Annotated in this window: 17 protein-coding genes and 1 pseudogene; 14 read left to right on the forward strand and 4 right to left on the reverse strand. The window is 70.5% G+C overall.

The features are described 5' to 3' along the window. Window positions 1–271 precede the first annotated feature (271 nt). From SY2F82_RS32065 to SY2F82_RS32075, 3 genes and pseudogenes are all read left to right on the forward strand, one after another. Window positions 272–835: pseudogene (locus tag SY2F82_RS32065) on the forward strand (beta-galactosidase trimerization domain-containing protein); the annotation flags it as partial. Continuing rightward, on the forward strand, window positions 832–3,081 hold the full coding sequence (locus SY2F82_RS32070) for a glycoside hydrolase N-terminal domain-containing protein (RefSeq protein ID WP_200422664.1): 2,250 nt from the start codon (window positions 832–834) through the stop codon (window positions 3,079–3,081). The pseudogene SY2F82_RS32065 and the gene SY2F82_RS32070, both read left to right, overlap by 4 nt. Beyond that, a complete protein-coding gene (locus tag SY2F82_RS32075; protein WP_200422665.1) occupies window positions 3,063–3,776 on the forward strand; it encodes a hypothetical protein in 714 nt (237 codons plus the stop codon). Before SY2F82_RS32070 ends, SY2F82_RS32075 begins: the two co-directional genes overlap by 19 nt. A 72-nt stretch (window positions 3,777–3,848) precedes the next feature. Here SY2F82_RS32075 and SY2F82_RS32080 read toward each other — a convergent pair whose 3' ends face one another. Then, entirely contained in the window at window positions 3,849–5,891 is a 2,043-nt protein-coding gene (locus tag SY2F82_RS32080; protein WP_200422666.1) for a TIM-barrel domain-containing protein, read from the reverse strand. Window positions 5,892–6,017: 126 nt separating this feature from the next. Beyond that, window positions 6,018–7,031 (reverse strand): LacI family DNA-binding transcriptional regulator, encoded by a 1,014-nt coding sequence (locus SY2F82_RS32085; protein WP_200422667.1) that lies wholly within the window; start codon window positions 7,029–7,031, stop codon window positions 6,018–6,020. A 471-nt stretch (window positions 7,032–7,502) separates the two neighbouring features. Between SY2F82_RS32085 and SY2F82_RS32090 the strand changes: the two genes are divergently transcribed. Further along, a complete protein-coding gene (locus tag SY2F82_RS32090; protein WP_200422668.1) occupies window positions 7,503–9,452 on the forward strand; it encodes an acyl-CoA dehydrogenase family protein in 1,950 nt (649 codons plus the stop codon). A gap of 7 nt (window positions 9,453–9,459) precedes the next feature. On the opposite strand, the gene SY2F82_RS32095 is transcribed toward SY2F82_RS32090, so the two are convergent. Continuing rightward, window positions 9,460–9,882: a PIN domain nuclease gene (locus SY2F82_RS32095; protein WP_236041904.1), complete on the reverse strand. Its 423-nt coding sequence runs from the start codon at window positions 9,880–9,882 to the stop codon at window positions 9,460–9,462. 22 nt (window positions 9,883–9,904) lie between these two features. Between SY2F82_RS32095 and dxr the strand changes: the two genes are divergently transcribed. The 5 genes from dxr to ispG all read left to right on the forward strand — a co-directional run bounded on the left by dxr (window position 9,905) and on the right by ispG (window position 17,698). Then, window positions 9,905–11,161 carry a 1-deoxy-D-xylulose-5-phosphate reductoisomerase gene (dxr, locus tag SY2F82_RS32100; RefSeq protein WP_200422669.1) on the forward strand — a complete coding sequence of 419 codons (1,257 nt, stop codon included), beginning with the start codon at window positions 9,905–9,907 and terminating at the stop codon, window positions 11,159–11,161. Then, window positions 11,158–12,462, forward strand: a complete 1,305-nt coding sequence (locus tag SY2F82_RS32105; RefSeq protein ID WP_200422670.1) for an RIP metalloprotease — start codon at window positions 11,158–11,160, stop codon at window positions 12,460–12,462. Before dxr ends, SY2F82_RS32105 begins: the two co-directional genes overlap by 4 nt. A gap of 295 nt (window positions 12,463–12,757) precedes the next feature. After that, window positions 12,758–14,572, forward strand: coding sequence for an ABC transporter ATP-binding protein (locus tag SY2F82_RS32110; protein ID WP_200422671.1), 1,815 nt, complete (start codon window positions 12,758–12,760; stop codon window positions 14,570–14,572). 75 nt (window positions 14,573–14,647) lie between these two features. Beyond that, on the forward strand, window positions 14,648–16,366 hold the full coding sequence (locus tag SY2F82_RS32115) for an ABC transporter ATP-binding protein (protein WP_200422672.1): 1,719 nt from the start codon (window positions 14,648–14,650) through the stop codon (window positions 16,364–16,366). A 174-nt stretch (window positions 16,367–16,540) separates the two neighbouring features. Next, on the forward strand, window positions 16,541–17,698 hold the full coding sequence (gene ispG, locus SY2F82_RS32120; RefSeq protein ID WP_103845339.1) for a flavodoxin-dependent (E)-4-hydroxy-3-methylbut-2-enyl-diphosphate synthase: 1,158 nt from the start codon (window positions 16,541–16,543) through the stop codon (window positions 17,696–17,698). 27 nt (window positions 17,699–17,725) lie between these two features. On the opposite strand, the gene SY2F82_RS32125 is transcribed toward ispG, so the two are convergent. After that, on the reverse strand, window positions 17,726–18,190 hold the full coding sequence (locus tag SY2F82_RS32125; protein WP_236041905.1) for an ATP-binding protein: 465 nt from the start codon (window positions 18,188–18,190) through the stop codon (window positions 17,726–17,728). A 135-nt stretch (window positions 18,191–18,325) separates the two neighbouring features. Between SY2F82_RS32125 and SY2F82_RS32130 the strand changes: the two genes are divergently transcribed. The 5 genes from SY2F82_RS32130 (at window position 18,326) to SY2F82_RS32150 (ending at window position 22,698) form a co-directional block, all read left to right on the forward strand. Further along, entirely contained in the window at window positions 18,326–19,135 is an 810-nt protein-coding gene (locus SY2F82_RS32130; protein ID WP_200422673.1) for a helix-turn-helix transcriptional regulator, read from the forward strand. Continuing rightward, a complete protein-coding gene (locus SY2F82_RS32135; RefSeq protein WP_200422674.1) occupies window positions 19,132–19,332 on the forward strand; it encodes a DUF397 domain-containing protein in 201 nt (66 codons plus the stop codon). Before SY2F82_RS32130 ends, SY2F82_RS32135 begins: the two co-directional genes overlap by 4 nt. A gap of 106 nt (window positions 19,333–19,438) precedes the next feature. Then, a complete protein-coding gene (locus tag SY2F82_RS32140) occupies window positions 19,439–20,287 on the forward strand; it encodes a GNAT family N-acetyltransferase (RefSeq protein ID WP_200422675.1) in 849 nt (282 codons plus the stop codon). 88 nt (window positions 20,288–20,375) lie between these two features. Next, window positions 20,376–20,924 carry a GNAT family N-acetyltransferase gene (locus tag SY2F82_RS32145; protein ID WP_200422676.1) on the forward strand — a complete coding sequence of 183 codons (549 nt, stop codon included), beginning with the start codon at window positions 20,376–20,378 and terminating at the stop codon, window positions 20,922–20,924. Between the two features lie 73 nt (window positions 20,925–20,997). Continuing rightward, entirely contained in the window at window positions 20,998–22,698 is a 1,701-nt protein-coding gene (locus SY2F82_RS32150; protein ID WP_200422677.1) for a proline--tRNA ligase, read from the forward strand. The last annotated feature ends 111 nt before the right edge of the window (window positions 22,699–22,809 follow it).

Genomic DNA, 22,809 nt, shown 5'->3' on the forward strand with positions numbered 1-22,809 from the left:
ACCGTGATTCCAAGCCTTTCCAACCCGCTCGACCGGTGTCTCCGCGCCTGGGAGGAATCTTGGAAGCGACCCTTGTGCGCCCCCAGGTGTTCACTTAACCTCGCAGCAACATCGAAGCGCTTCGACTGTGGAGGGCCCGCTCAGCGTGCTCACCCTTCCCTCCGCCGTCACCGCCGCTTCAGCTCATTCCACTCGAGACACCGCAGCCGACGGCTCCTCCGCCGGGTGTCCTGGTGCGCCACGAAGGGTTGACGCAATGACGCCGAACTCCGTCCGCGGCGGCGGCACCCTCGTCTGCGGCTTCCTGACCGGTGTCGCCGACGAGGACGACCGGATACGGCCCGGCGGCATGGACCCATGGCTGCGGCACCTCTTCGGCATCGGCACCCTGCACGAGTGGTGGCCGCTGGACGCCGGGGAGACCGTCGAGTGCGACGGCCCCCGAGGCGGCTTCCGCGGCACGCTGTGGTCCGAGGAACTCCAGGCCGCACATCCGGACGCCGTGGCCGCCCGCTACAAGGGCGGCGAACTCGACGGACTCCCCGCCGTCCTGCGTACCGGCCGCGCCTGGTACCTCTCCACGCTCCCCGAACCGGACGCGCTGCGCGACCTGCTCGCGGGGATCGTCGCCGACGCGGGCGCACGGCCCGTGCTCGACGATCTGCCCATCGGGGTCGAGGCCGTCCGGCGCGGCGACCTGCTCTTCGTGCTCAACCACCGGCGCGAGCCGGTCCAGGTCACGGTGCCGGGCCCCCACCACGACCTGCTCACCGGCGGGACGGTCACGGACACCCTCACCCTCGGCCGATACGGAGTGGCGGTGCTGCGCCCATGACCGGTGAAGTCATGCATGGAACCTGGGAGCCCCGTCCCGCCGCCCGCTGGGAGGACGCCTTCCTGAGCGGCAACGGCCGACATGGCGCCATGGCGTTCGGTGATCCGAACGACGACCGGGTCATCGTCACGCACCATGCCCTCGTGCGCCCCAACGGCAGCGAACACGCACGGCCGCCCGAGCTGGCCTCCCGGCTCGCAGACCTCCAGGACCGGCTGCTCGCGGGCGAGACCGCCGCCGCCGAACACTTCACCGACGGGCGGGAGCTGCAGTGGGTGCAGCCGTTCCACCCGGCGTTCCAGACGCGGCTGCGGCGGCCCGCGGGGGAGGGACGCGACTACCGGCGGTCGGTGGACTTCACCACGGGCGTCATGACGGCCGGGTGCGCGGGCTGGTGCAGCCGGGTCTTCGTCTCGCGCGCGGACGACGTGATCGTGCAGTACGTGACCGCCCCCGGACCGGTACTCGAGCTGTCCCTCGACCACCGGCTGCCCGGCGCCCCACGCCACCTGGCCGTCGGCCACGGCACCGCCCTCACCGCCGAGGGCGCCCTCCTCACCCTGCGCGCCCGCTACCCGGGCAGCGACCGCGCCTACACCGGCGTGACGCTGGCCGTCGTCACCGGCGGCACGACCGTCCTCGCCCCGCAGGGCGTACGCATCACCGACGCCGAGTCGGTCCTGCTGCTGACCCGGGTGCACCGGCACACCGGCGAACTGGACGCCCTCGCGGAGGCACGTGCCCTGCGTGCCCTGCTGCCGTCCGAGGAACCCTTCGCCGGACTCCTCGACCGCCATCTGGCGCTCCACCGTCCGGCCTACCTCCGTGCCACCCTCGACCTCGACGCGGACGCCGCCGAACGCGCCCTGCCCGGCAGCGAGCTCCTCCGGCGCCCCACGAGCGCCGCCCTTCTGGAGCGGCTCTTCGCCGCCGGCCGCTACCACCTGCTCAGCTCCAGCGGCATGCTCCCGCCCCGCCTGACCGGCCTGTGGACCGGCGACTGGAACACGGCGTGGTCCGGTGCGTTCACCACCGACGCCAACCTGAACCTGCAGACCGCCTCCGCGTCGGCGGGAGCCCTGCCCGAGGTCACAGAAGCCCACGCGGCGCTGATCCACGGCCAACTCGACCACTGGCGGGAGAACGCCCGCGCCGTCCACGGCGCCCGGGGTGTCGTCGCCCCCGCGCACACCGACGGGGAGTCCGGCTACGCGTACCACTTCAGCCGGGAGTACCCGCTGCACCTGTGGACCGCGGGCGCCGACTGGCTGCTCAAGCCGCTCGTCGACCACGACGAGACCTACGGCAGGCGAGACCCCCGCACCGCCGCCGTCCTCGCCGAAGTCGCCGCGTTCTACGAGGACTTCCTCACCCGCACCGACGAGGAGGGACGGCTCGTCGTCGTCCCCTCCTACTCGCCCGAGAACCGTCCGGCGAACGCGAGCTGGGGCACGATCAACGCCGCCATGGACCTCTCGGCGGCCCGGCACGCCCTGCTCACGGCCGCCGCCTACCACCCGGACCGGGCGGAGGACTGGCGCGCCCTCGCCGACCGCCTCCCGCCGCACCGCGTCAACGCCGACGGCGCCCTCGCCGAATGGGCCTGGCCGGACCTGGAAGACACCTACGACCACCGCCATCTCAGCCACCTCTACGGCGTGTGGCCGCTCGACGAGATCAACCCCTATGACACGCCCGGCCTCGCCGCGGCCGCCCACCGGGCGCTCGAACTGCGCGGCGCCGAGAACGACTCGGCACACGGCCACCTGCACCACGCGCTCGTCGCCGCACGTCTGCGCGACGCGGCCCGGGTCGCGCACGCCCTCGGCCAGGTACTGGCAGGCGACTACTTCCACGCCTCCCTGATGAGCGCGCACTACCCGCACCTCGACGTCTACAACGCCGACGCGGCCCACGCGCTCCCGGCCGTGCTCATCGAAGCGCTCGTCCAGTCGACGCCCGGCCGGCTGGTGCTGCTCCCCGCGCTGCCCGCCGCCCACCCCCGAGGCCGGCTCCTCGGCGTCCGCACCCGGTTCGGCGCCGAACTCGACCTCATCTGGAGCCCCGAGCGGACGACGGCCGTACTGCGCCCCACCCGCAGCTGCCGCGTCGACCTCAGGACTTCCGCCGGCGCGACCCCGCTCGACCTCGTCGCCGGCGAAGACTGCGTCCTCACCACGGGGCCGCAGGACCAGCAGCAATTCCCCCCACCCATGGAAGGGACACCATGGCAATACGCACGCTGAACAGGCTGACCAAGGCGCTGATCGCCCCCGCGCTCGCGCTCGGCGCCACCGTCGGCATCGCCTCCGCCCCCGCCCAGGCCGCCGTGTGGAACTCCTGCGACCAGTGGGGCAGCACCACACTGAACGGCTACACGCTCTACAACAACATCTGGGGCTCCGGCGCCGGCAGCCAGTGCATCTGGGCCAACTCCGGGACCAACTGGGGCGTGTGGGCGGACCACCCCAACACCGGCGGGATCAAGTCCTACCCGAACGCCAAGAAGGTGATCAACAAGTCGATCACCTCGCTCTCCTCGCTGTCCAGCAGCTACAACGTCACGGTGCCGTCGTCCGGCGCGTACAACACCTCGTACGACATCTGGGACACCAACCACGCCTACGAGATCATGCTCTGGGTCAACAAGACCGGAGCCGTCGGCCCGCTCGGCACCTCGCAGGGCACCGTGACCCTCGGCGGTTCGACCTGGGCCGTCTACAAGGGCAACAACGGCTCCAACGACGTGTTCTCGTTCGTCCGCAGCTCCAACTCCAGCTCCGGCACGGTCGACATCCTGCCGATCCTGAAGTGGATCAAGGACACCAAGGGCTGGTTCGGCAACGTCACCATCGGCGACCTGCAGTTCGGCTTCGAGATCACGTCCTCGTCCGGCGGCCTGAACTTCGTCACCAACAGCGAGAGCGTCAGCAGCAGCTGAGCCGCCCCCGCGCATGAGCGTGCGGCCGGTCCCTCCCCTACGGGACCGGCCGCACGTCCGCGTCCGGGGCGGCTACTGAGCGATCGGCAGCTGCGCCCCGTCCCGCAGGAACAGCGGGATGCGGTCCAGCGGGGCGTCGACCGTCACGGCCGTACCGCCCTCGTACGTCTCACCGGTCCACGCGTCCGTCCACCGCGAGCCTGCCGGGAGGTAGGCCGTACGGGTCGTGGCGCCGGCCTCCAGCACCGGGGCCACCAGGAGGTCACGGCCGAAGAGGTACGCGTCGTCGACCGACCAGGCCGCCCGGTCGCCGGGGAACTCCAGGAACAGCGGCCGCATCACCGGCAGACCCTCCTCGTGGGCCTCCCGCATCACCTTCAGCACGTACGGCTTCAGGCGCTCGCGCAGCCGCAGGTACTTCTCCAGGACCGGGTAGACCTCCTCGCCGTACGACCAGACCTCGTTCGGGCCGCCGGTCATCTCCGGGCCCAGCGGCATGCCCGGGTCGCGGAAGCCGTGCAGGCGCATCAGCGGGGACAGCGCGCCGAACTGGAACCAGCGGACCATCACCTCCCGGTACGCCGGGTCGTCCGGGTCGCCGCCGTGGAAGCCGCCGATGTCCGTGTTCCACCAGGGGATCCCGGACAGCGCGGTGTTCAGGCCGGCCGCGATCTGGCGGCGCAGGGTCGCGAAGTCGGTGCCGATGTCGCCGGACCACAGGGCGGCGCCGTAGCGCTGGCTGCCCGCCCACGCCGAGCGGTTGAGGGTGACGACGTCCGTCTCACCGGCCGCGAGCATGCCCTCGTAGAAGGTGCGGGCGTTCTCCGCCGGGTAGATGTTGCCGACCTCCAGGCCCGGGCCCGCCCAGTATCGCAGGTTCTCCTGGAAGCCGGGCTTCAGCTCCGGCTCGCAGGCGTCCAGCCAGAACGCCTTGATGCCGTACGGGTCGAGGTAGTTATCCTTCACCCGTGACCACACGAACTCCCGGGCGTCCGGGTTCGTGGCGTCGTAGAAGGCGACCTGGACGGTGGAGGCGACCTCCTTGTCGGGCCAGTCGGCGTGCGCCATCGGCCCGTACTGGGTGCCGATGAAGTAGCCGCGCTGCTCCATCACCGGGTGGTTCTCGCTCAGTGGCGACACGGACGGCCAGACGCTCACGACCAGCTTGATGCCGAGCTCGTCCAGCTCCCGCACCATCGCCGCCGGGTCCGGCCACTCCTTCGGGTCGAACTTCCACTCGCCCAGGTGCGTCCAGTGGAAGAAGTCGCACACGATCGCGTCGATCGGCAGGCCCCGCCGCTTGTACTCCCGGGCCACGGCGAGGAGTTCGTCCTGGGTGCGGTAGCGCAGCTTGCACTGCCAGAAGCCCGCCGCCCACTCCGGAAGCATCGGGGTGCGGCCGGTGACCGCGCTGTACGCGCGCTGCGCCTCGGCCGGGGTGCCCGCGGTGATCCAGTAGTCGATCTGGCGGGCCGAGTCGGCCACCCAGCGGGTGCCGTTGCCCGCCAGTTCCACACGGCCGATCGCCGGGTTGTTCCACAGCAGGGTGTAGCCGCGGCTGGAGGTCAGCACCGGGACGGAGACCTCGGCGTTGCGCTGGACCAGATCGACGACCAGGCCCTTCTGGTCCAGCCGCCCGTGCTGGTGCTGGCCCAGGCCGTACAGCCTCTCGTCGTCGTACGCGGCGAAACGCTGCTCCAGACGGTGGTGGCCGTTGCCGACGGCCGTGTACAGGCGCGGGCCCGGCCACCAGAAGTGGGCGCGCTCCTCGGCCAGCAGCTCGCCGCCGTCCTCCGTGCGCAGGAAGCGGATCAGGCCCTCGGCGTCCACGTCCACCGTGAGCGCGCCGACCGTGAGCCGCCCCCGCCCCTCCTCTATCTTGACGGTGCTCCCGGCGGCCGGCGGCTGGTCGAGCAGGGCGCCCGGCAGCCCGTCGAGGACCGGACCGCCGAGCCGGGCCCGCACGCGGACGGCGTCCGGCCCCCACGGCTCGATGCGTACGGTCTCCTGACGTCCGCTCCACTCCAGCGCACCGTCCCGCTCACGGAAGGTGCCCACGGTGGGGGAGGACTGGGCGAGGCTGACCTTGGGCTGGGCTTCGGCAGGCTGATTCACGGTGGGGTGCTCCTGGAGGAGTGCAGACAGGAAGGTTGCCTGGAACTTCGGGCGCCGGGAACGGCAGGCGCCTGGGAGGAGTACGGCGTGGGGTGCCCCTGCGGCCGTGGGCGTGGAGCTGTGGTGTCAGGGCGCGGACGGCGCCGGGCCGGTGCTCGCCCGGACCGTGAGTTCCGGTGCGAGGAGGACCACTTCGTCCGTGCCGTGGCCGTCCAGCTTCGCGACCAGCAGTTCGACGGCGCGCCGGCCCATCTCCTGCGCGGGGATGGCGACGGACGTCAGCCGCACCGACGCCTGGGTGGCCACCTGGTCCGGGCAGACGGCGATCACCGAGACGTCCTCGGGGACGGCCCGGCCCTGCTGGCGCAGCAGCGCGAGCAGCGGTTCGACCGCGGACTCGTTCTGCACGACGAACCCGGTGGTCCCCGGCCGCTCGTCGAGGATCCGGGCCAGGGTCACGGCCATCGCGTCGTACCCGCCCTCGCAGGGGCGGTGCAGCACCCTGAGGCCGAGCTCACGGGAGCGGGACCTGAGGCCGTCGAGGGTGCGCTCAGCGAAGCCGGTGTGCCGTTCGTAGACGGCGGGCGCCTCGCCGATGACAGCGATGTCACGGTGGCCGAGGCCCGCGAGGTGCTCGGCGCACAGCGCGCCCGTCGCCCCGAAGTCGAGGTCCACACAGGTCAGTCCGGAGGTGCTGGCGGGCAGGCCGATGAGCACCGACGGCTGGTCCGTCTCACGCAGCAGGGGCAGCCGCTCGTCGTCCAGTTCGACGTCCATGAGGATCATGGCGTCCGCGAGGCCGCTGCCCGTGACCCGGCGCACCGCGTCCGGGCCCTCCTCACCGGTGAGCAGCAGGATGTCGTACCCGTGAGCGCGCGCGGTGGTCGCCACCGCGATGGCGATCTCCATCATCACCGGCACGTACATGTCGGTGCGGAGCGGGACCATCAGCGCGATGATGTTCGACTTGTTGCTCGCCAGGGCGCGCGCCCCGGCGTTCGGGTGGTAGCCGAGCTCCCGGATGCTCCGCTCGACCCGCTGCCGGGTGGTCGCGGAGATGGACCGCTTGCCGCTGAGGACATAGCTCACCGTGCTCGCCGACACTCCGGCGTGCTGGGCGACCTCGGCGAGGGTGACCATCCAGCTCTCCAAGCGTGAGTGAAGCGCTTCGACAGTGCGCGCGTCGTGGAACAAGGACGTGTAAGGGTGGATCGACAGTAGCTTGACGTGAAGTGGGCTGTCCATAGTTTGTCGAAGCGCTTCGACAGCCAAACGGGATTCACCGAGCGGCCAGTCGGGCCCACCGGCTCCTGACGGCCACCGAACGGGCGTATCCGAACCGTCCCCCCAGAAGGCCCCCCGGCGCAAGGACTTCGAGGGAGTCGGCCGACTTGACACCGAGATGTACCCGGCGGGCGCCGGCTGAGCGTTTTTCCGCGGCCGGTCGCTGCGCGAGGACTGGTGACCTTGCCCGGATCGGGGTACCAACGATCGAGTAGCACCGGTCAGTAACGTACGCCCGCAAGATCGCCGTACGGCACCCATGGTCGCCGTACGGCCCCTCGAGCGGTGTACGCCCCAAACATCCCGATTCGCGGCGAGGTGAGCCTCATGACCGCACCAACAGCCCCCACTCCCAAGCCGACCAAGCCGACGGTCACCGAGCGTGAGGCCCGCCAGGTCGCGGAGGCCGCGCGCGAGCAGGACTGGCGCAAGCCCAGTTTCGCCAAGGAACTGTTCCTCGGCCGCTTCCGGCTCGACCTCATCCACCCCCACCCGATGCCCGCCGAGGAGGCCGTGCAGCGCGGCGAGGAGTTCCTCGCCAAGCTGCGCGACTTCTGCGAGACGCACATCGACGGCGCCCGGATCGAACGCGAGGCCCGGATCCCCGACGAGACGATCACCGGGCTCAAGGAGCTCGGCGCCTTCGGCATGAAGATCGACACGAAGTACGGCGGTCTCGGCCTCACCCAGGTGTACTACAACAAGGCGCTCGCCCTCGTCGGCTCCGCGAGCCCCGCGATCGGCGCGCTGCTGTCCGCGCATCAGTCGATCGGAGTACCGCAGCCGCTGAAGTTGTTCGGTACGCAGGAGCAGAAGGAGACGTTCCTGCCGCGCTGCGCCCGCACCGACATCTCCGCGTTCCTGCTCACCGAGCCGGACGTGGGCTCCGACCCCGCCCGCCTGGCCACCACGGCCGTCCCCGACGGGGACGACTACGTCCTCGACGGGGTGAAGCTGTGGACCACCAACGGCGTCGTCGCCGATCTGCTGGTCGTCATGGCGCGGGTGCCGAAGTCCGAGGGCCACAGGGGCGGCATCACGGCGTTCGTCGTCGAGTCGGCCTCCGAGGGCATCACCGTCGAGAACCGCAACGCCTTCATGGGTCTGCGGGGCCTGGAGAACGGCGTCACCCGCTTCCACCGCGTGCGCGTCCCGGCGGCCAACCGCATCGGCGAGGAGGGCCAGGGCCTCAAGATCGCCCTGACCACGCTGAACACCGGCCGGCTTTCCCTGCCCGCGATGTGCGTGGGCGCGGGCAAGTGGTGCCTGAAGATCGCCCGCGAGTGGTCGGCGGCCCGGGAGCAGTGGGGCAAACCGGTCGCGCTGCACGAGGCGGTCGGCTCGAAGATCTCCTTCATCGCGGCGACCACCTTCGCCCTGGAGGCCGTCGTCGACCTGTCGTCCCAGATGGCCGACGAGGACCGCAACGACATCCGTATCGAGGCCGCCCTCGCCAAGCTGTACGGCTCCGAGATGGCCTGGCTGATGGCCGACGAGCTGGTCCAGATCCGGGGCGGGCGCGGCTTCGAGACGGCGGAATCCCTCCGGGCCCGCGGCGAGCGGGGCGTGCCGGCCGAGCAGATGCTGCGCGACCTGCGCATCAACCGCATCTTCGAGGGCTCCACGGAGATCATGCACCTGCTGATCGCGCGGGAGGCGGTCGACGCCCACCTGTCGGTGGCCGGTGACCTGATCGATCCGGAGAAGTCCCTGTCCGACAAGGCGAGGGCGGGCGCGAACGCGGGCGTCTTCTACGCCAAGTGGCTGCCGAAGCTGGTCGCCGGGCAGGGGCAGGTGCCGGGCGCGTTCGGGGAGTTCCGCCGGGAGGTCGACCTCTCCGCGCACCTGCGCTACGTCGAGCGCAGCGCCCGCAAGCTGGCCCGCTCGACTTTCTACGGCATGTCCCGCTGGCAGGGTCGCATGGAGACCAAGCAGGGCTTCCTGGGCCGGGTCGTGGACATCGGCGCCGAGCTGTTCGCGATGGCCGCGGCCTGCGTACGCGCCGAGCACCTGCGCAGGACCGGGGACCATGGCCGCGAGGCCTACCAGCTGGCCGACGCCTTCTGCCGGCAGTCCCGCATCCGCGTCGACGAACTGTTCGACCGCCTGTGGACCAACACGGACGACCTGGACCGCAAGGTGGTCAAGGGCGTGCTGACCGGCACGTACGAGTGGCTGGAGCAGGGGGTCATCGACCCGTCCGGCGACGGCCCGTGGATCGCGGAGGCGGCACCCGGCCCGTCCCGCAAGGAGAACGTCCACCGTCCCATCCGGTGACCTACGGCTACAGGCTGCCCGGGGGCATCAGCCACCGGGTCGGCCGGCCGGTCACCGAAGCGATGGTCTCGACGTCGTTGTCATGGTGCAGCACGGTGAGACCCTGCGGCTCGGCGGTCGCGGCGACCAGCGGATCGACCGCGCCCGCCGAGCGGTGGCATCCCTTCGCGGTGAGCTCCTGCTGTACGGCCCGTGCCCGCGTCGGTGCGCGGTCGTCCAGCGGTGTCCAGTCGAGCAGTGCGTCCAGGTCCTCGACCGACTGTGCGCGGTCCGAGGTGTTCTTCGCGCTGTACAGGAACTCGATCTCGGTACTCGGGCATCGCGCGACGAGGCAATCTGCCAGAGGTTCGTCCCAGAGCGAGCGGGCCGGCTGCCGGACGGACCCGTCGACGCCACCGCCCAGAGAGGGACACCCTGACCGCTCGCGCACCGCCTACGGCCACAATGGAGGGATGAGCGACAGCCCAGCCCCTCTTGCCGACCCCCATCTCGTCTTCGACCCCGTGGACGGAGTGCGGGACGTCGTGATCCTCGGCTCCACCGGCTCGATCGGCACCCAGGCCATCGACCTCGTGCTGCGCAACCCCGACCGGTTCCGCGTCACCGGGCTCTCCGCCAACGGCGGCCGCGTCGGACTGCTCGCCGAGCAGGCCCACCGACTGCGCGTGCGCACGGTCGCGGTCGCCCGCGAGGACGTCGTACCGGCCCTGAGGGAGGCCCTGAGCGCACAGTACGGGCCGGGGGAGACACTCCCCGAGATACTCGCCGGACCCGACGCGGCCACGCAGCTCGCCGGCTCCGATGGCCACACCGTCCTGAACGGCATCACCGGTTCCATCGGCCTCGCGCCCACCCTCGCCGCCCTGGAGGCGGGCCGCACGCTCGCGCTCGCCAACAAGGAGTCGCTCATCGTCGGCGGCCCGCTGGTGAAGGCCCTGGCCAAGCCCGGCCAGATCATCCCGGTGGACTCCGAGCACGCCGCCCTGTTCCAGGCCCTCGCCTCCGGCACCCGGGCCGACGTGCGCAAACTCGTCGTGACCGCCTCCGGCGGGCCGTTCCGAGGCCGCACCAAGGCGCAGCTCGCGAACGTGACGCCCAAGGACGCGCTCGCCCACCCCACGTGGGCCATGGGCCCGGTCATCACGGTCAACTCCGCGACCCTCGTCAACAAGGGCCTGGAAGTGATCGAGGCGCACCTGCTGTACGACATTCCCTTCGATCGCATTGAGGTTGTCGTACACCCGCAGTCGTATGTCCACTCGATGGTGGAATTCACGGATGGATCGACCCTGGCGCAGGCGACGCCCCCCGACATGCGGGGGCCGATCGCCATCGGACTCGGCTGGCCCGAACGGGTGCCCGACGCAGCACCCGCCTTCGACTGGAGCAAGGCGTCGACCTGGGAGTTCTTCCCGCTCGACACCGAGGCGTTCCCGTCGGTGGGACTCGCCCGGCACGTCGGGCAGCTCGCGGGCACGGCCCCGGCGGTGTTCAATGCGGCCAACGAGGAGTGCGTGGACGCGTTCCTGAACGGCGGCCTGCCGTATCTCGGCATCATGGATACGGTCACACGGGTGGTCGAGGAGCACGGCACCCCTCGTCGGGGAACTTCCCTGACCGTCGCGGACGTCCTCGAAGCGGAGACCTGGGCGCGCGCCCGGGCCAGGGAACTGACGGCACAGACGGCAACGGCGGAGGCTCGTGCATGACGACCCTGATGATGATCCTCGGCATAGTCGTCTTCGTGGTCGGCCTCCTGTTCTCGATCGCGTGGCACGAGCTCGGGCATCTGTCGACGGCCAAGCTCTTCGGCATCCGCGTGCCGCAGTACATGGTCGGCTTCGGCCCGACCATCTGGTCGCGGAAGAAGGGCGAGACCGAGTACGGCATCAAGGCGGTCCCGCTCGGCGGCTACATCCGCATGATCGGCATGTTCCCGCCCGGCCCCGACGGCCGGATCGAGGCCCGCTCCACCTCGCCGTGGCGGGGGATGATCGAGGACGCCCGGGCGCAGTCCTTCGAGGAGCTGCAGCCCGGTGACGAGACGCGGCTCTTCTACACGCGCAAGCCGTGGAAGCGCGTCATCGTCATGTTCGCGGGCCCCTTCATGAACCTGATCCTCGCCGTGGTGGTCTTCCTCGGCGTGATGATGACCTTCGGCGTCCAGACCCAGACCACCACGGTCTCCAAGATCTCCGACTGCGTCATCCAGCAGAGCGAGAACCGCACCAAGTGCGAGAAGGGCGACCCGGCCGCGCCCGCCCTGGCCGCCGGACTGAAGCCGGGTGACAAGATCGTCGGGTTCGACGGGAAGCAGGTGAAGGACTGGTCCACCCTCCAGTCCGACATCCGCGCCAACCCCGGCAAGGACGTCACGATCACCGTCGAGCGCAACGGACAGACGGTCGACCTGCACGCCCATCTGATCAAGAACCAGGTCAGCAAGACGGACGGCAACGGCGGCTACGTCGAGGGCAAGTACGTCTACGCCGGCTTCCTCGGCTTCACCCCGGCCACCGGCATCGTGCAGCAGTCCCTCGACCAGTCCGTGCAGCGCATGGGCGACATGATGGAGAACGGCGTCGAGTCGATCGTCTCCCTGCCCGGCAAGATCCCCGGCCTGTGGGACGCGGCCTTCGGCAACGCCCCGCGCCAGCCGGACTCCCCGATGGGCGTGGTCGGCGCGGCCCGGGTCGGCGGCGAGGTCTTCACCCTCGACATCCCGCCGTCCCAGCAGATCGCGATGATGCTCATGCTCGTCGCGGGCTTCAACCTGTCCCTGTTCCTGTTCAACATGCTTCCGCTGCTCCCGCTGGATGGCGGGCACATCGCGGGTGCCCTGTGGGAGTCGCTGCGCCGCAACCTGGCCAAGCTGCTGCGCCGCCCCGACCCGGGACCCTTCGACGTGGCGAAGCTGATGCCGGTGGCGTACGTGGTCGCCGGGATCTTCGTCTGCTTCACCCTGCTGGTGCTGATCGCGGATGTCGTTAACCCGGTCAAGATCAGCTAGCAAACGGTCACTTCTGTTGCGATGACCATGTGCGTGCTCTTCCCTTGCGTAACTCACGCGAGTGAAGAGCACGCATTTTGCGTACGACGCCGCGCGGCACCTGCCACCGCCGCTGGAACGAGGTCACCGCAGCCGCCACCACATGACCGCCGACGGCGAAGATCACGAACCGGAGCTGCCGTGTCCGGCCTGCAGTCACCGTAAACGACTTGCGGCGGAAGGTGTTCGACACAAGCATCGGGAGCCTTCCCGGCCTGTCGGAGGCGCTGTGGGGCTGACCGTTCGTGAGCGATGGATGCTTCTGCGACCACTACGAGACACCGGAGGTCCGCTACTTGTCGGGTTCGTTCTGCTGAAGATCGCGGAGGCCATGGTGCCCGCCGCGACCGCGGTCACCATGGCGCTGCTGGTCTCGCGGCTCGGCACCAGCAGCAGCGGCGAGGTCTTCGCCGTCGCCTTGGGGCCACTGCTCGCTTTCGGCGCGGTCCTGCTCGCCGGGCATGTGGTCGACGCGCTGGCGGAGCCGCTGCGATTCGTCGCCGAGGCCCGGATGGACGGTGCGCACCGGGCGCGCATCGCCCGGCTCGCGGCAGGCAGCCCCACCATCGGTGCCCTGGAGCGGCCGGAGGTCCAAAAGCAGATCCGGCTGGCCCGCGCCGACCCGGACAACTGGACCGAACGCACTCCTGGCCAGGGCGCCTTGGCGCAGCTGGGCGAGTTCGTCCGCATCTTGGGCATCACCGCCTCCTGCCTGGTGCTCGCCCGCTATGCCTGGTGGCTGGTCCCGGTCGTGCTCCTCGCCGCGGTCGCCGCCCGGTCCGTCGGGTACCGGCAGGGCCTGGCCTTCATCCGTCTGTGGCTGGCCGGTGTCCCGCACGGACGTCGCGCCCATATGTGGCAGGAGGTGCTCACCCAGCCGGCGGAGGCGAAGGAGGTGCGTGTCTTCGGTTTCGCCGAGTGGGGGCTGCAACGCGAGCAGCACCACATCCACGGCATGTTCGACCGCGCCTGGGCGGCGAGCGTGCGCGATCTCAACCGGCAGTGGGGCCGACTCGCCCTGACGGTGCTGGGCCTGGTCGCGGCCTATGTGCCGGTGGCTCTGGACGCCGCCCACGGCACGACGACGGTGGCGGTCGAGACCGCTGTGTTCGCGGCGGGCTGGTCGGTGTTCACCGCACTCGACGGCCTCGACTGGCGCAACCGCCTCGGTGCCCTGCCGGTTCTTCAGGCGGCCCGGAAGCTGGATGAGGAGCTCGGGGCTCCCGCCGCCCCGGCCGATGCGGCCCCCGCAAGCCGACCCAAGGATGCTCCCCTGGTCCGCTTCGAGCAGGTGGAGTTCACCTACCCCGGCACCGAGCGCAAGGTCCTCGACGGTCTGGACCTGGAAATCCGTCCCGGCGAACTGCTGGCCGTCGTCGGCTTGAACGGCGCCGGCAAGTCCACTCTGATCAAGCTGCTCTCCTCGCTGTACGAACCCACCGCCGGCCGGATCACTGCCGACGGCACCGATATCGCCGAGCTCGGGCCGGCCGAGTGGCACCGCCGGATCTCGGTCGTCTTCCAGGACTTCGTCCGCTACCACCTCACCCTGGCCGACAATGTGACCCTCGGGCAGGCCGACGGCACCGCCCCCGACCTCACCCGCGCCGAAGCCGCCGCCCGAGACGCGGGCCTTGACGAGGTGCTGGGCCGGCTGCCCCACGGCTGGGACACCCCGGTGGCCCGTTCGCGCACCGGCGGGGTGGACCTCTCCGGCGGCCAGTGGCAGCAGGTGGTGCTCGCCCGCGCGCTGTATGCCGTACGCAGCGGAGCCCGGTTGCTGGTGCTGGACGAGCCGACCGCGCACCTGGACGTGCGCACCGAGTTCGATGTCTTCTCCCGGCTGACCGCGCACCGGGGCAGCGGCAGCGTCGTGCTGATCTCCCACCGGCTGTCCACGGTCCGCCAGGCCGACCGCATCGTCGTGCTCGACGGCGGCCGAATCACCGAGTCGGGCACCCATGAGGAACTGATGGCCCTCGGCGGCTCCTACGCGGAGATGTTCGCCATCCAGGCCGAGCGCTTCGTCGCCGGCTTCGACGACCGCATCGAGGACGGAGAGCTTGAGTGAAGCGCTATCTGGCCCTGTGGGCCGAACTCTTCCGACTGTCCTGGCGGAAGGAGCCACGGCTGGTCGGGGGGCCTATTGGCGGCCCGGACGGCCTCCGTTGCCGCCGTCGCCGCCTCCGCTCTCTCCCTGCGCGAGGCCGTCGACGCGGCCCTCGCCCACCACGCGGGCCCGGCCGTGGCAGCCGCCCTGGGTGCGGCGCTCACCTACGGTGTCACCTCCCTCTTCCGCGGCGCGACGGGGAGCCTGCGGATCCTGCTGGTGGAAAAGGTCGGGCTGACCGACCTCTTGCAGCAGATCCACCGGGACATCGCCACCGTCGAGGGCCTGGACCACCTGGAGCGTACGGACTTCCTGGACCGCGTCACCGTCGTCCGCAACTCCGCCTGGGGCATCGCCGACAGCCTGTGGGCCTCGGTCGACGCGGTGTTCAACGTGGTGGAGGTGATCGTCGCGCTGGTGCTGCTGGGCACCATGAACCCCTGGCTGCTGTTCCTGCTCGCCTTCGCCGCCGTACCGCTGTGGTTCGACCAGCGCGGCCTGCGGGCGGTGAAGGAGGCGGAGACGGCTACGGCGGAGGCGTTCCGGCTGCAGCGGCATCTGTTCGAGCTGGCGACCTCGCCCTCGGCGGGCAAGGAACTGCGGGTGGCGGGATCCGGACCCCGGCTGGCCCGGCTCCAGCAGGAGGCCTGGGACGAGGCGATGCGCGGACGTGCCAGGGCACGGATCAGCGCCGCGGTGTGGAAGATGTCGGGATGGGGACTGTTCACCGCGGGCTTCGTCGCCGGACTGGCGCTCGTCGCCCACCGGGTGGCGCACGGCCACGGCACGGTCGGTGACATCGTGCTCACCGTCGCGGTGGCCAACAACCTGCGTGAGTCCGTGCACTTCGCCGTCGTCCGGGCCACCGACACGGCGAGTGCGAGCCGGCTCATCGAACCGTACCTGTGGTTGCGCGACTGGGTCACGGCCGACCGCGCCCGGGTCCGGGGCGGCGAGAAGGCACCCGAGGTACTGCGCGCGGGCATCGCCTTCGAGAACGTCAGCTATGCCTACCCCGGCACCGACCGGCTCGCCCTGGACGGAGTCGATGTCACCCTGCCCGCGGGCTCGGTGGTCGCGATCGTCGGTGAGTACGGGTCGGGCAAGACGACCCTGGTCAAGCTGCTGGCCAAGTTCTACCGCCCGGACAGCGGCCGCATCACGGTGGACGGAAGGGACCTCGCCGAACTGGATACCGAGGACTGGCGCTCCCGCTCCAGCGCCGCCTTCCAGGACTTCGGCCGTCTGCACACCTCCTTCGCCGAGGCGGTGGGGCTCGGCGACCTCGCGCATGTCGAGGACCGCGAACGCATCGCCGAGGCGGTGCGTGCCGCCGACGCCGAGTCGCTGGTGGCCCGGCTGCCCGACGGGCTGGACAGCCAGCTGGGCCGGGAGTTCGACGGTGTGGACCTCTCCGAGGGCCAGTGGCAGAAGACCGCGCTCGCCCGCGCCTCCATGCGGCCCGATCCGCTGCTGTTCGTCCTCGACGAGCCGACCGCCTCCCTGGACGCACCCAGCGAGGACGCCATCTTCGCCCGCTACATGCAGCGGGCCCGGGACCTGGCCACCCGCACCGGCGCGGTCACCGTGATCGTCTCGCACCGCTTCTCCACGGTCACCGGCGCCGACCTGATCCTGGTCCTGGACCACGGCCGACTCATCGAGGCGGGCACCCACGAGGAACTGGTCCTGCTCGGCGGCCGCTATGCCGACCTGTACTCGATCCAGGCCAACGCCTACGCCCCGACCGGTTGACGCCCCCGGGTGGCCCTGATCGTGGCGAGGACGGCCGCCACACCCGGGACCACCATCGGGTGGACTCCTGGGATGCTGTGTCTCCGCGTTCATGTACGTGGCGTAATCTCGGAGCCTGGAGCCCGCCGTTTTCCGGGACCGCACCTTGATCCACAACTTGGGGTTGCACAGCAGATGACTGCGATTTCACTCGGCATGCCGTCCGTTCCGACCAAGCTCGCCGAGCGCCGGAAGAGCCGGCAGATCCAGGTCGGACCTGTGGCGGTGGGCGGAGACGCCCCGGTGTCCGTGCAGTCGATGACGACGACCCGTACGTCGGACATCGGCGCCACCCTCCAGCAGATCGCGGAGCTGACGGCGTCGGGCTGCCAGATCGTCCGTGTCGCGTGCCCCACGCAGGACGACGCGGACGCCCTCGCGACCATCGCGAAGAAGTCGCAGATCCCGGTGATCGCGGACATCCACTTCCAGCCGAAGTACGTCTTCGCCGCGATCGAGGCCGGCTGCGCCGCCGTCCGCGTCAACCCGGGCAACATCAAGCAGTTCGACGACAAGGTCAAGGAGATCGCCAAGGCCGCCAAGGACCACGGCACTCCCATTCGGATCGGCGTCAACGCGGGCTCCCTGGACAGGCGGCTGCTCCAGAAGTACGGCAAGGCGACCCCCGAGGCGCTCGTCGAGTCCGCGCTGTGGGAGGCGTCCCTCTTCGAGGAGCACGACTTCCGGGACATCAAGATCTCCGTCAAGCACAACGACCCGGTCGTGATGATCGAGGCCTACCGGCAGCTCGCCGCCCAGTGCGACTACCCGCTGCACCTGGGCGTCACCGAGGCCGGTCCCGCCTTCCAGGGCACGATCAAGTCGGCGGTCGCCTTCGGTGCGCTGCTGTCCCAGGGCATCGGCGACACCATCCGCGTGTCCCTGTCCGCGCCTCCGGTCGAGGAGGTCAAGGTCGGCATCCAGATCCTGGAGTCCCTCGGCCTGCGCGAGCGCGGCCTGGAGATCGTCTCCTGCCCGTCCTGCGGGCGCGCCCAGGTCGACGTCTACAAGCTGGCCGAGGAGGTCACCGCGGGCCTGACCGGCATGGACGTGCCGCTGCGCGTCGCCGTCATGGGCTGCGTGGTGAACGGCCCGGGCGAGGCCCGCGAGGCCGACCTCGGCGTCGCGTCCGGCAACGGCAAGGGCCAGATCTTCGTCAAGGGCGAGGTCATCAAGACCGTGCCCGAGTCGAAGATCGTGGAGACCCTCATCGAGGAGGCCATGAAGCTCGCCGAGCAGATGCAGAAGGACGGCGCGGCCTCCGGCGAGCCGTCGGTGTCGGTCGCGGGCTGAGCACCGCTTCTTCTTCCCGGAGTCCCGTCACCCGTCGGTGGCGGGACTCCGTCGTACTTCCGCCCAGACGCCTTTCCCGGGGTTGCGCGGTAGGACACCCCACACATCGGCCAGCGCCTCCACGAGCAGGAGCCCACGTCCGGACTCGTCGTTCGCCGGGTCCTGCGGAGGCCGGGACTCGGGCAGCCGCTCCGTACGGGTGTCGGCGACCTCCAGACGCACCACCTCCGGCGTCTCGGTGAGCCGTACGTGGAAGTCCCGCCCCGGCACATGACCGTGCCGTACGGCGTTGGCGGCCAGCTCGGAGGCGATGAGCGTGACGGTCTCGTTGAGGGGGCCGTCGTAGGGGTGCCCCCACTCGTCGAGACGGTGGGACACCAGACGCCTGGCGAGCCGCGCGCCGCGCGGAGTGGACGTGAACCGCATGGCGAACTCGTGTGCGGGCGCGGTGCGGTTCTGAATATGCCAGTTGGAGGAGCTTGCCGACTTCATACCGCTCACCGTCGCGCACTCTGCGTAGCGTTGGACAGGGGCTCAGCCGGGACCACCGCGGGTTGTACGCGGGAGGGTCGCGTCTGTACGCGCGGCGAGCCGTGACCACGGCTGCGCGAGAGCGGTGAGGGGTGCATGAGCGAGGAACAGGGGACGGGCGTACCGCACATCTTCGGACGGCAGTTGAAGAGGTTGCGCACGGCAGCGGAGATGGGGCGGGCCGAACTGGGGTCGCGGACGGGCTACTCCGAGTCGACCATCGCGTCGTTCGAGCAGGGGAGACGGATCCCGTCGGCGGAGTTCATCGCGCGGGCGGACGAAGTGCTCGGGGCGCACGGGGTGTTGCTGGAGTTGGTCGAGGAGATGGAGAGGGCGCAGTATCCGCCGTTCTTCCGGGACGCGGCGAAGTTGGAGAGGGAGGCGGTGGAGTGGCATGTGTACGACACGAGGGTCGTCAATGGCCTGTTGCAGACGGAGGATTACGCGCGCTCGGTCTTCACCATGCACCGCCCTGTGCTGGATGAGGAGACGATTGGACAGCGCGTGTCGGCCCGTCTGGCCAGACAACAGTTCTTTTCCAGGAAGCCGCTGCCCACCACCAGCTTCGTGATCGAGGAGTCGGTCCTGCGCAGGCGCCTCGGAGGGCGGATGGTCACACGCGGGCAGCTGGAACAGATCCTGCTCATCGGGCAGCGACGGCATGTGGAGATCCAGGTCATGCCGACCGACCGTGAAGAACATGCCGCACTCACCGGCCCGTTCACCTTGATCGAGACGAAGGAAGGGCGCAGGATCGCCTACGTGGAGGCGTACAAACACAGCCGCCTGTTCACCGATCGCGGGACCGTCAGGGAGCTCCAAGAGCAATATGGCGTCCTGCGTGCACAAGCTCTGACGCCACGCGAATCGTTGGCCTTCGTGGAAAAGCTGCTGGGGGAGACATGAACGTCGAAGACTTGTCCAGGCTGAAATGGATCAAGAGCAGCTACAGCGACGGACAGGGAGGCCAGTGCGTCGAGGTCGCCACGGTCCCCGCCACCATCCACATCCGCGACTCCAAGCACACCCCCGAAACCGGCCCCACCCTCATGATCCCGTTCGCGTCCTGGGAGGCCTTCATAGGGTTCACCGCTCGGCAGTGAGTCACGGCGGTCCCAAAAGCCACAGCAGACCCCCACCGGGGGGCACCGTCCAGGCGCGGCAGGTACAGTGCGGAGATCAGCAGACCCAAGGGTGAGGCTCCCGCACGTGTTGACGCAGACGACCACCCGGGTCCTCGAACCGAGTGACCTGGACGCCGCACTCGCCGTCCTCGACCGCGACCCCGTCGCGAACGCCTTCGTGACGTCCCGCGTCCATGTCGCGGGCCTCGATCCCTGGCGCCTCGGCGGGGAGATGTGGGGCTGGTACGAGGACGGCATGCTGACCTCGCTGTGCTACGCCGGCGCCAACCTCGTCCCGATCTGTGCCACCCCGCGCGCGGTGCGGGCCTTCGCCGACCGCGCCCGGCGCACCGGCCGCCGCTGCTCCTCGATCGTCGGCCCCGCCGAGTCCACCGCCCAGTTGTGGCGGCTGCTGGAGCCGAGCTGGGGCCCCGCCCGCGAGGTCCGGGCCCACCAGCCGCTCATGGTCACCGACCGCATGCCCGACGACATCGCCCCCGATCCGCACGTCCGCCGCATCCGCAAGGACGAGATGGAGACGATCATGCCGGCGTGCGTGGCGATGTTCACCGAGGAGGTCGGCGTCTCCCCGCTGGCCGGCGACGGAGGGCTGCTCTACCAGGCACGGGTCGCCGAACTGGTCGGCGCCGGCCGCTCCTTCGCCCGCCTCGACGACGGCGGCAGGGTCGTCTTCAAGGCGGAGATCGGTGCCGCGACCCCACTGGCCTGCCAGATCCAGGGGGTGTGGGTGGCCCCCGAGTACCGGGGGATGGGCCTGGCCGCACCGGGTATGGCGGCCGTGCTGCGCTACGCGCTGACCGATGTGGCCCCGGTGGTGAGCCTGTACGTCAACGACTTCAACACCCCCGCGCGACGGACGTACCACAGGGTGGGCTTCCAGGAGGTCGGGGCGTTCATGAGCGTCCTGTTCTGAGCGCGCCGCAGGGACCCCGGGCGCTGAAGGGCACGTCGCAGACGGCCCGCAGCCGAGCCCCACCGCGTACCCCTGTAGGCTCACGACCATGCCTCGTACCGTCGACGACGTCGTGATCGGCCCCCTGGACCTGTCCGCCCGTGTCGACGAGGCGCTCGCCGTCCAGGCCCTCGCGTTCGGGCTGGGCGCCGACGAGGTCGCCGTACGCCGCCAGATCGTGCTGCGGCACATGACCTACCCGGCAGCCCGCGCGTTCGGCGCCACCACCGCGGACGGACGGCTCGTCGGGTTCGTGTACGGCATGCCCAACGACCGCGCGCACTGGTGGTCCACCGTCGTCGAACCGTATCTGCGCGCCCAGGGCCACGACGACTGGCTCGACGACTCGTTCGTGATCACCGAGCTGCACGTCCACCCGCGGTACCAGAACCGCGGCATCGGCCGCGCCCTGATCACCACCATCACCGACGGCGCCACCGAGCCCCGCTCGATCCTCTCCGCGATCGACACCGACAGCCCGGCCCGCGGCCTGTACCACTCGCTGGGCTATGTGGATCTCGCGCGGCAGGTCCTCTTCCCGAGCGCGCCGAAACCGTACGCGGTGATGGGCGCCCCGCTGCCCCTGCGACGCCGTTAACGGATTTCCACCCGCACGGCAAGCCCGGCTAACCTCCTAGCCATCACCCTTACGCGGCAGGAGTACCAGAACCATGGCCAACGCACCGGTCCAGCGCATGTCCCAGTTGATGGCGAAGACGCTGCGCGACGACCCGGCCGACGCCGAGGTCCTCAGCCACAAGCTGCTGGTCCGCGCGGGCTACGTCCGCCGCACGGCCGCCGGTGTGTGGACCTGGCTGCCGCTCGGCAAGAAGGTCCTCGCCAACGTGGAGCGGATCGTCCGCGAGGAGATGGACGCCATCGGCGCCCAGGAGGTGCTGCTGCCCGCCCTGCTGCCCCGCGAGCCCTATGACGCGACCGGCCGCTGGGACGAGTACGGCGCCGAGCTGTTCCGCCTGAAGGACCGCAAGGGCGGCGACTACCTGCTCGGTCCCACCCACGAGGAGATCTTCACCCTGCTGGTGAAGGACCAGGCGTCCTCGTACAAGGACCTGCCGGTGATCCTCTACCAGATCCAGACCAAGTTCCGTGACGAGGCCCGGCCCCGCGCGGGCATCCTGCGCGGCCGTGAGTTCCTGATGAAGGACTCGTACTCCTTCGATCTGGAGGACGAGGGCCTCGCCCGGTCCTACGCCCTGCACCGCCAGGCCTACCAGCGCGTCTTCGAGCGCCTCGGCCTCGACTACCGGATCGTCGCCGCGACCGCGGGCGCCATGGGCGGTTCCAAGTCCGAGGAGTTCCTCGCCCCGGCGGGCGCCGGCGAGGACACCTTCGCGGACTGCCCGAACTGCGACTTCGCCGCCAACACCGAGGCGATCACCTACGCGCTCCAGCCGGTCGACGCCTCCGGTGTCCCGGCCGCCGAGGAGATCCCCACCCCCGACACCCCCACCATCGAGACCCTCGCCGCCTCCCTCGGCGTCCCGGCCTCGGCCACCCTGAAGAACCTCCTCGTGAAGGTCGACGGCGAGATCGTCGCCGTCGGCGTCCCCGGCGACCGCGAGGTCGACATGGACAAGGTCGAGGCGCACTTCGCCCCGGCCGGCGTCGAGATGGTCACCGAGGCCGACTTCGCGGGCCGGCCCGACCTCGTCCGCGGCTACGTCGGCCCGCAGGGCCTGGAGAAGGTCCGCTACATCGCCGACCCGCGCGTGGCGCCGGGCACCGCGTGGATCACGGGCGCCAACAAGGCGCACACCCACGCCCGGAACGTGGTCGCCGGCCGCGACTTCGAGGTCGACGAGTACGTGGACGTCGTGGTGGTGCAGGAGGGCGACCCCTGCCCGAAGTGCGGCACCGCGCTCAAGCTGGACCGCGCCATCGAGATCGGCCACATCTTCCAGCTCGGCCGCAAGTACGCCGACGCCCTCAAGCTCGACGTCCTCGGCCAGAACGGCAAGCCGGTCCGCGTCACCATGGGCTCCTACGGCATCGGCGTCTCCCGCGCGGTCGCCGCGCTCGCCGAGCAGACCGCCGACGAGCAGGGCCTGTGCTGGCCCAAGGAGGTCGCCCCGGCCGACGTGCACGTGGTGGCCGCCGGCAAGGCCCTGCAGACCGAGCTGGCGCTCGACGTCTCCGAGAAGCTGGCGGCGGCCGGTGTCCGCGTCCTGGTCGACGACCGGGCCGGTGTCTCGCCGGGCGTGAAGTTCACCGACGCCGAGCTGATCGGCGTGCCGCAGATCCTGGTGGCCGGGCGTCGTGCGGGCGAGGGCGTCGTCGAGCTCAAGGACCGCCGGACGGGCGAGCGCGAGGAACTCACGGTGGACGAGGCGATCGCCCGCCTCACCGCCTGATCCGTGCCTCAGGGCGCCCGCCAGGGCCGACCAGCCCATGGCGGGCGTCACCTGTCCCTACTGGACGGGCAGGTGCGTCCGGCAGGATGAGGCCCGCACGCCAAGCATCTG

Source organism: Streptomyces sp. Y2F8-2 (assembly GCF_014905555.1).
In the GTDB taxonomy this organism is placed as follows: Bacteria; Actinomycetota; Actinomycetes; order Streptomycetales; family Streptomycetaceae; genus Streptomyces; species Streptomyces cynarae.

Excerpts from the sequence above, each read along its gene's own strand:
- SY2F82_RS32075 (WP_200422665.1), top strand. The coding sequence starts at position 3,063 with ATGGCAATACGCACGCTGAACAGGCTGACCAAGGCGCTGATCGCCCCC.
- SY2F82_RS32070 (WP_200422664.1), top strand. The coding sequence starts at position 832 with ATGACCGGTGAAGTCATGCATGGAACCTGGGAGCCCCGTCCCGCCGCC.
- SY2F82_RS32105 (WP_200422670.1), top strand. The coding sequence starts at position 11,158 with ATGACGACCCTGATGATGATCCTCGGCATAGTCGTCTTCGTGGTCGGC.
- SY2F82_RS32090 (WP_200422668.1), top strand. The coding sequence starts at position 7,503 with ATGACCGCACCAACAGCCCCCACTCCCAAGCCGACCAAGCCGACGGTC.
- SY2F82_RS32125 (WP_236041905.1), bottom strand. The coding sequence starts at position 18,190 with ATGAAGTCGGCAAGCTCCTCCAACTGGCATATTCAGAACCGCACCGCG.
- dxr (WP_200422669.1), top strand. The coding sequence starts at position 9,905 with ATGAGCGACAGCCCAGCCCCTCTTGCCGACCCCCATCTCGTCTTCGAC.
- ispG (WP_103845339.1), top strand. The coding sequence starts at position 16,541 with ATGACTGCGATTTCACTCGGCATGCCGTCCGTTCCGACCAAGCTCGCC.
- SY2F82_RS32130 (WP_200422673.1), top strand. The coding sequence starts at position 18,326 with ATGAGCGAGGAACAGGGGACGGGCGTACCGCACATCTTCGGACGGCAG.
- SY2F82_RS32150 (WP_200422677.1), top strand. The coding sequence starts at position 20,998 with ATGGCCAACGCACCGGTCCAGCGCATGTCCCAGTTGATGGCGAAGACG.
- SY2F82_RS32085 (WP_200422667.1), bottom strand. The coding sequence starts at position 7,031 with ATGGTCACCCTCGCCGAGGTCGCCCAGCACGCCGGAGTGTCGGCGAGC.
- SY2F82_RS32135 (WP_200422674.1), top strand. The coding sequence starts at position 19,132 with ATGAACGTCGAAGACTTGTCCAGGCTGAAATGGATCAAGAGCAGCTAC.
- SY2F82_RS32145 (WP_200422676.1), top strand. The coding sequence starts at position 20,376 with ATGCCTCGTACCGTCGACGACGTCGTGATCGGCCCCCTGGACCTGTCC.
- SY2F82_RS32110 (WP_200422671.1), top strand. The coding sequence starts at position 12,758 with ATGCTTCTGCGACCACTACGAGACACCGGAGGTCCGCTACTTGTCGGG.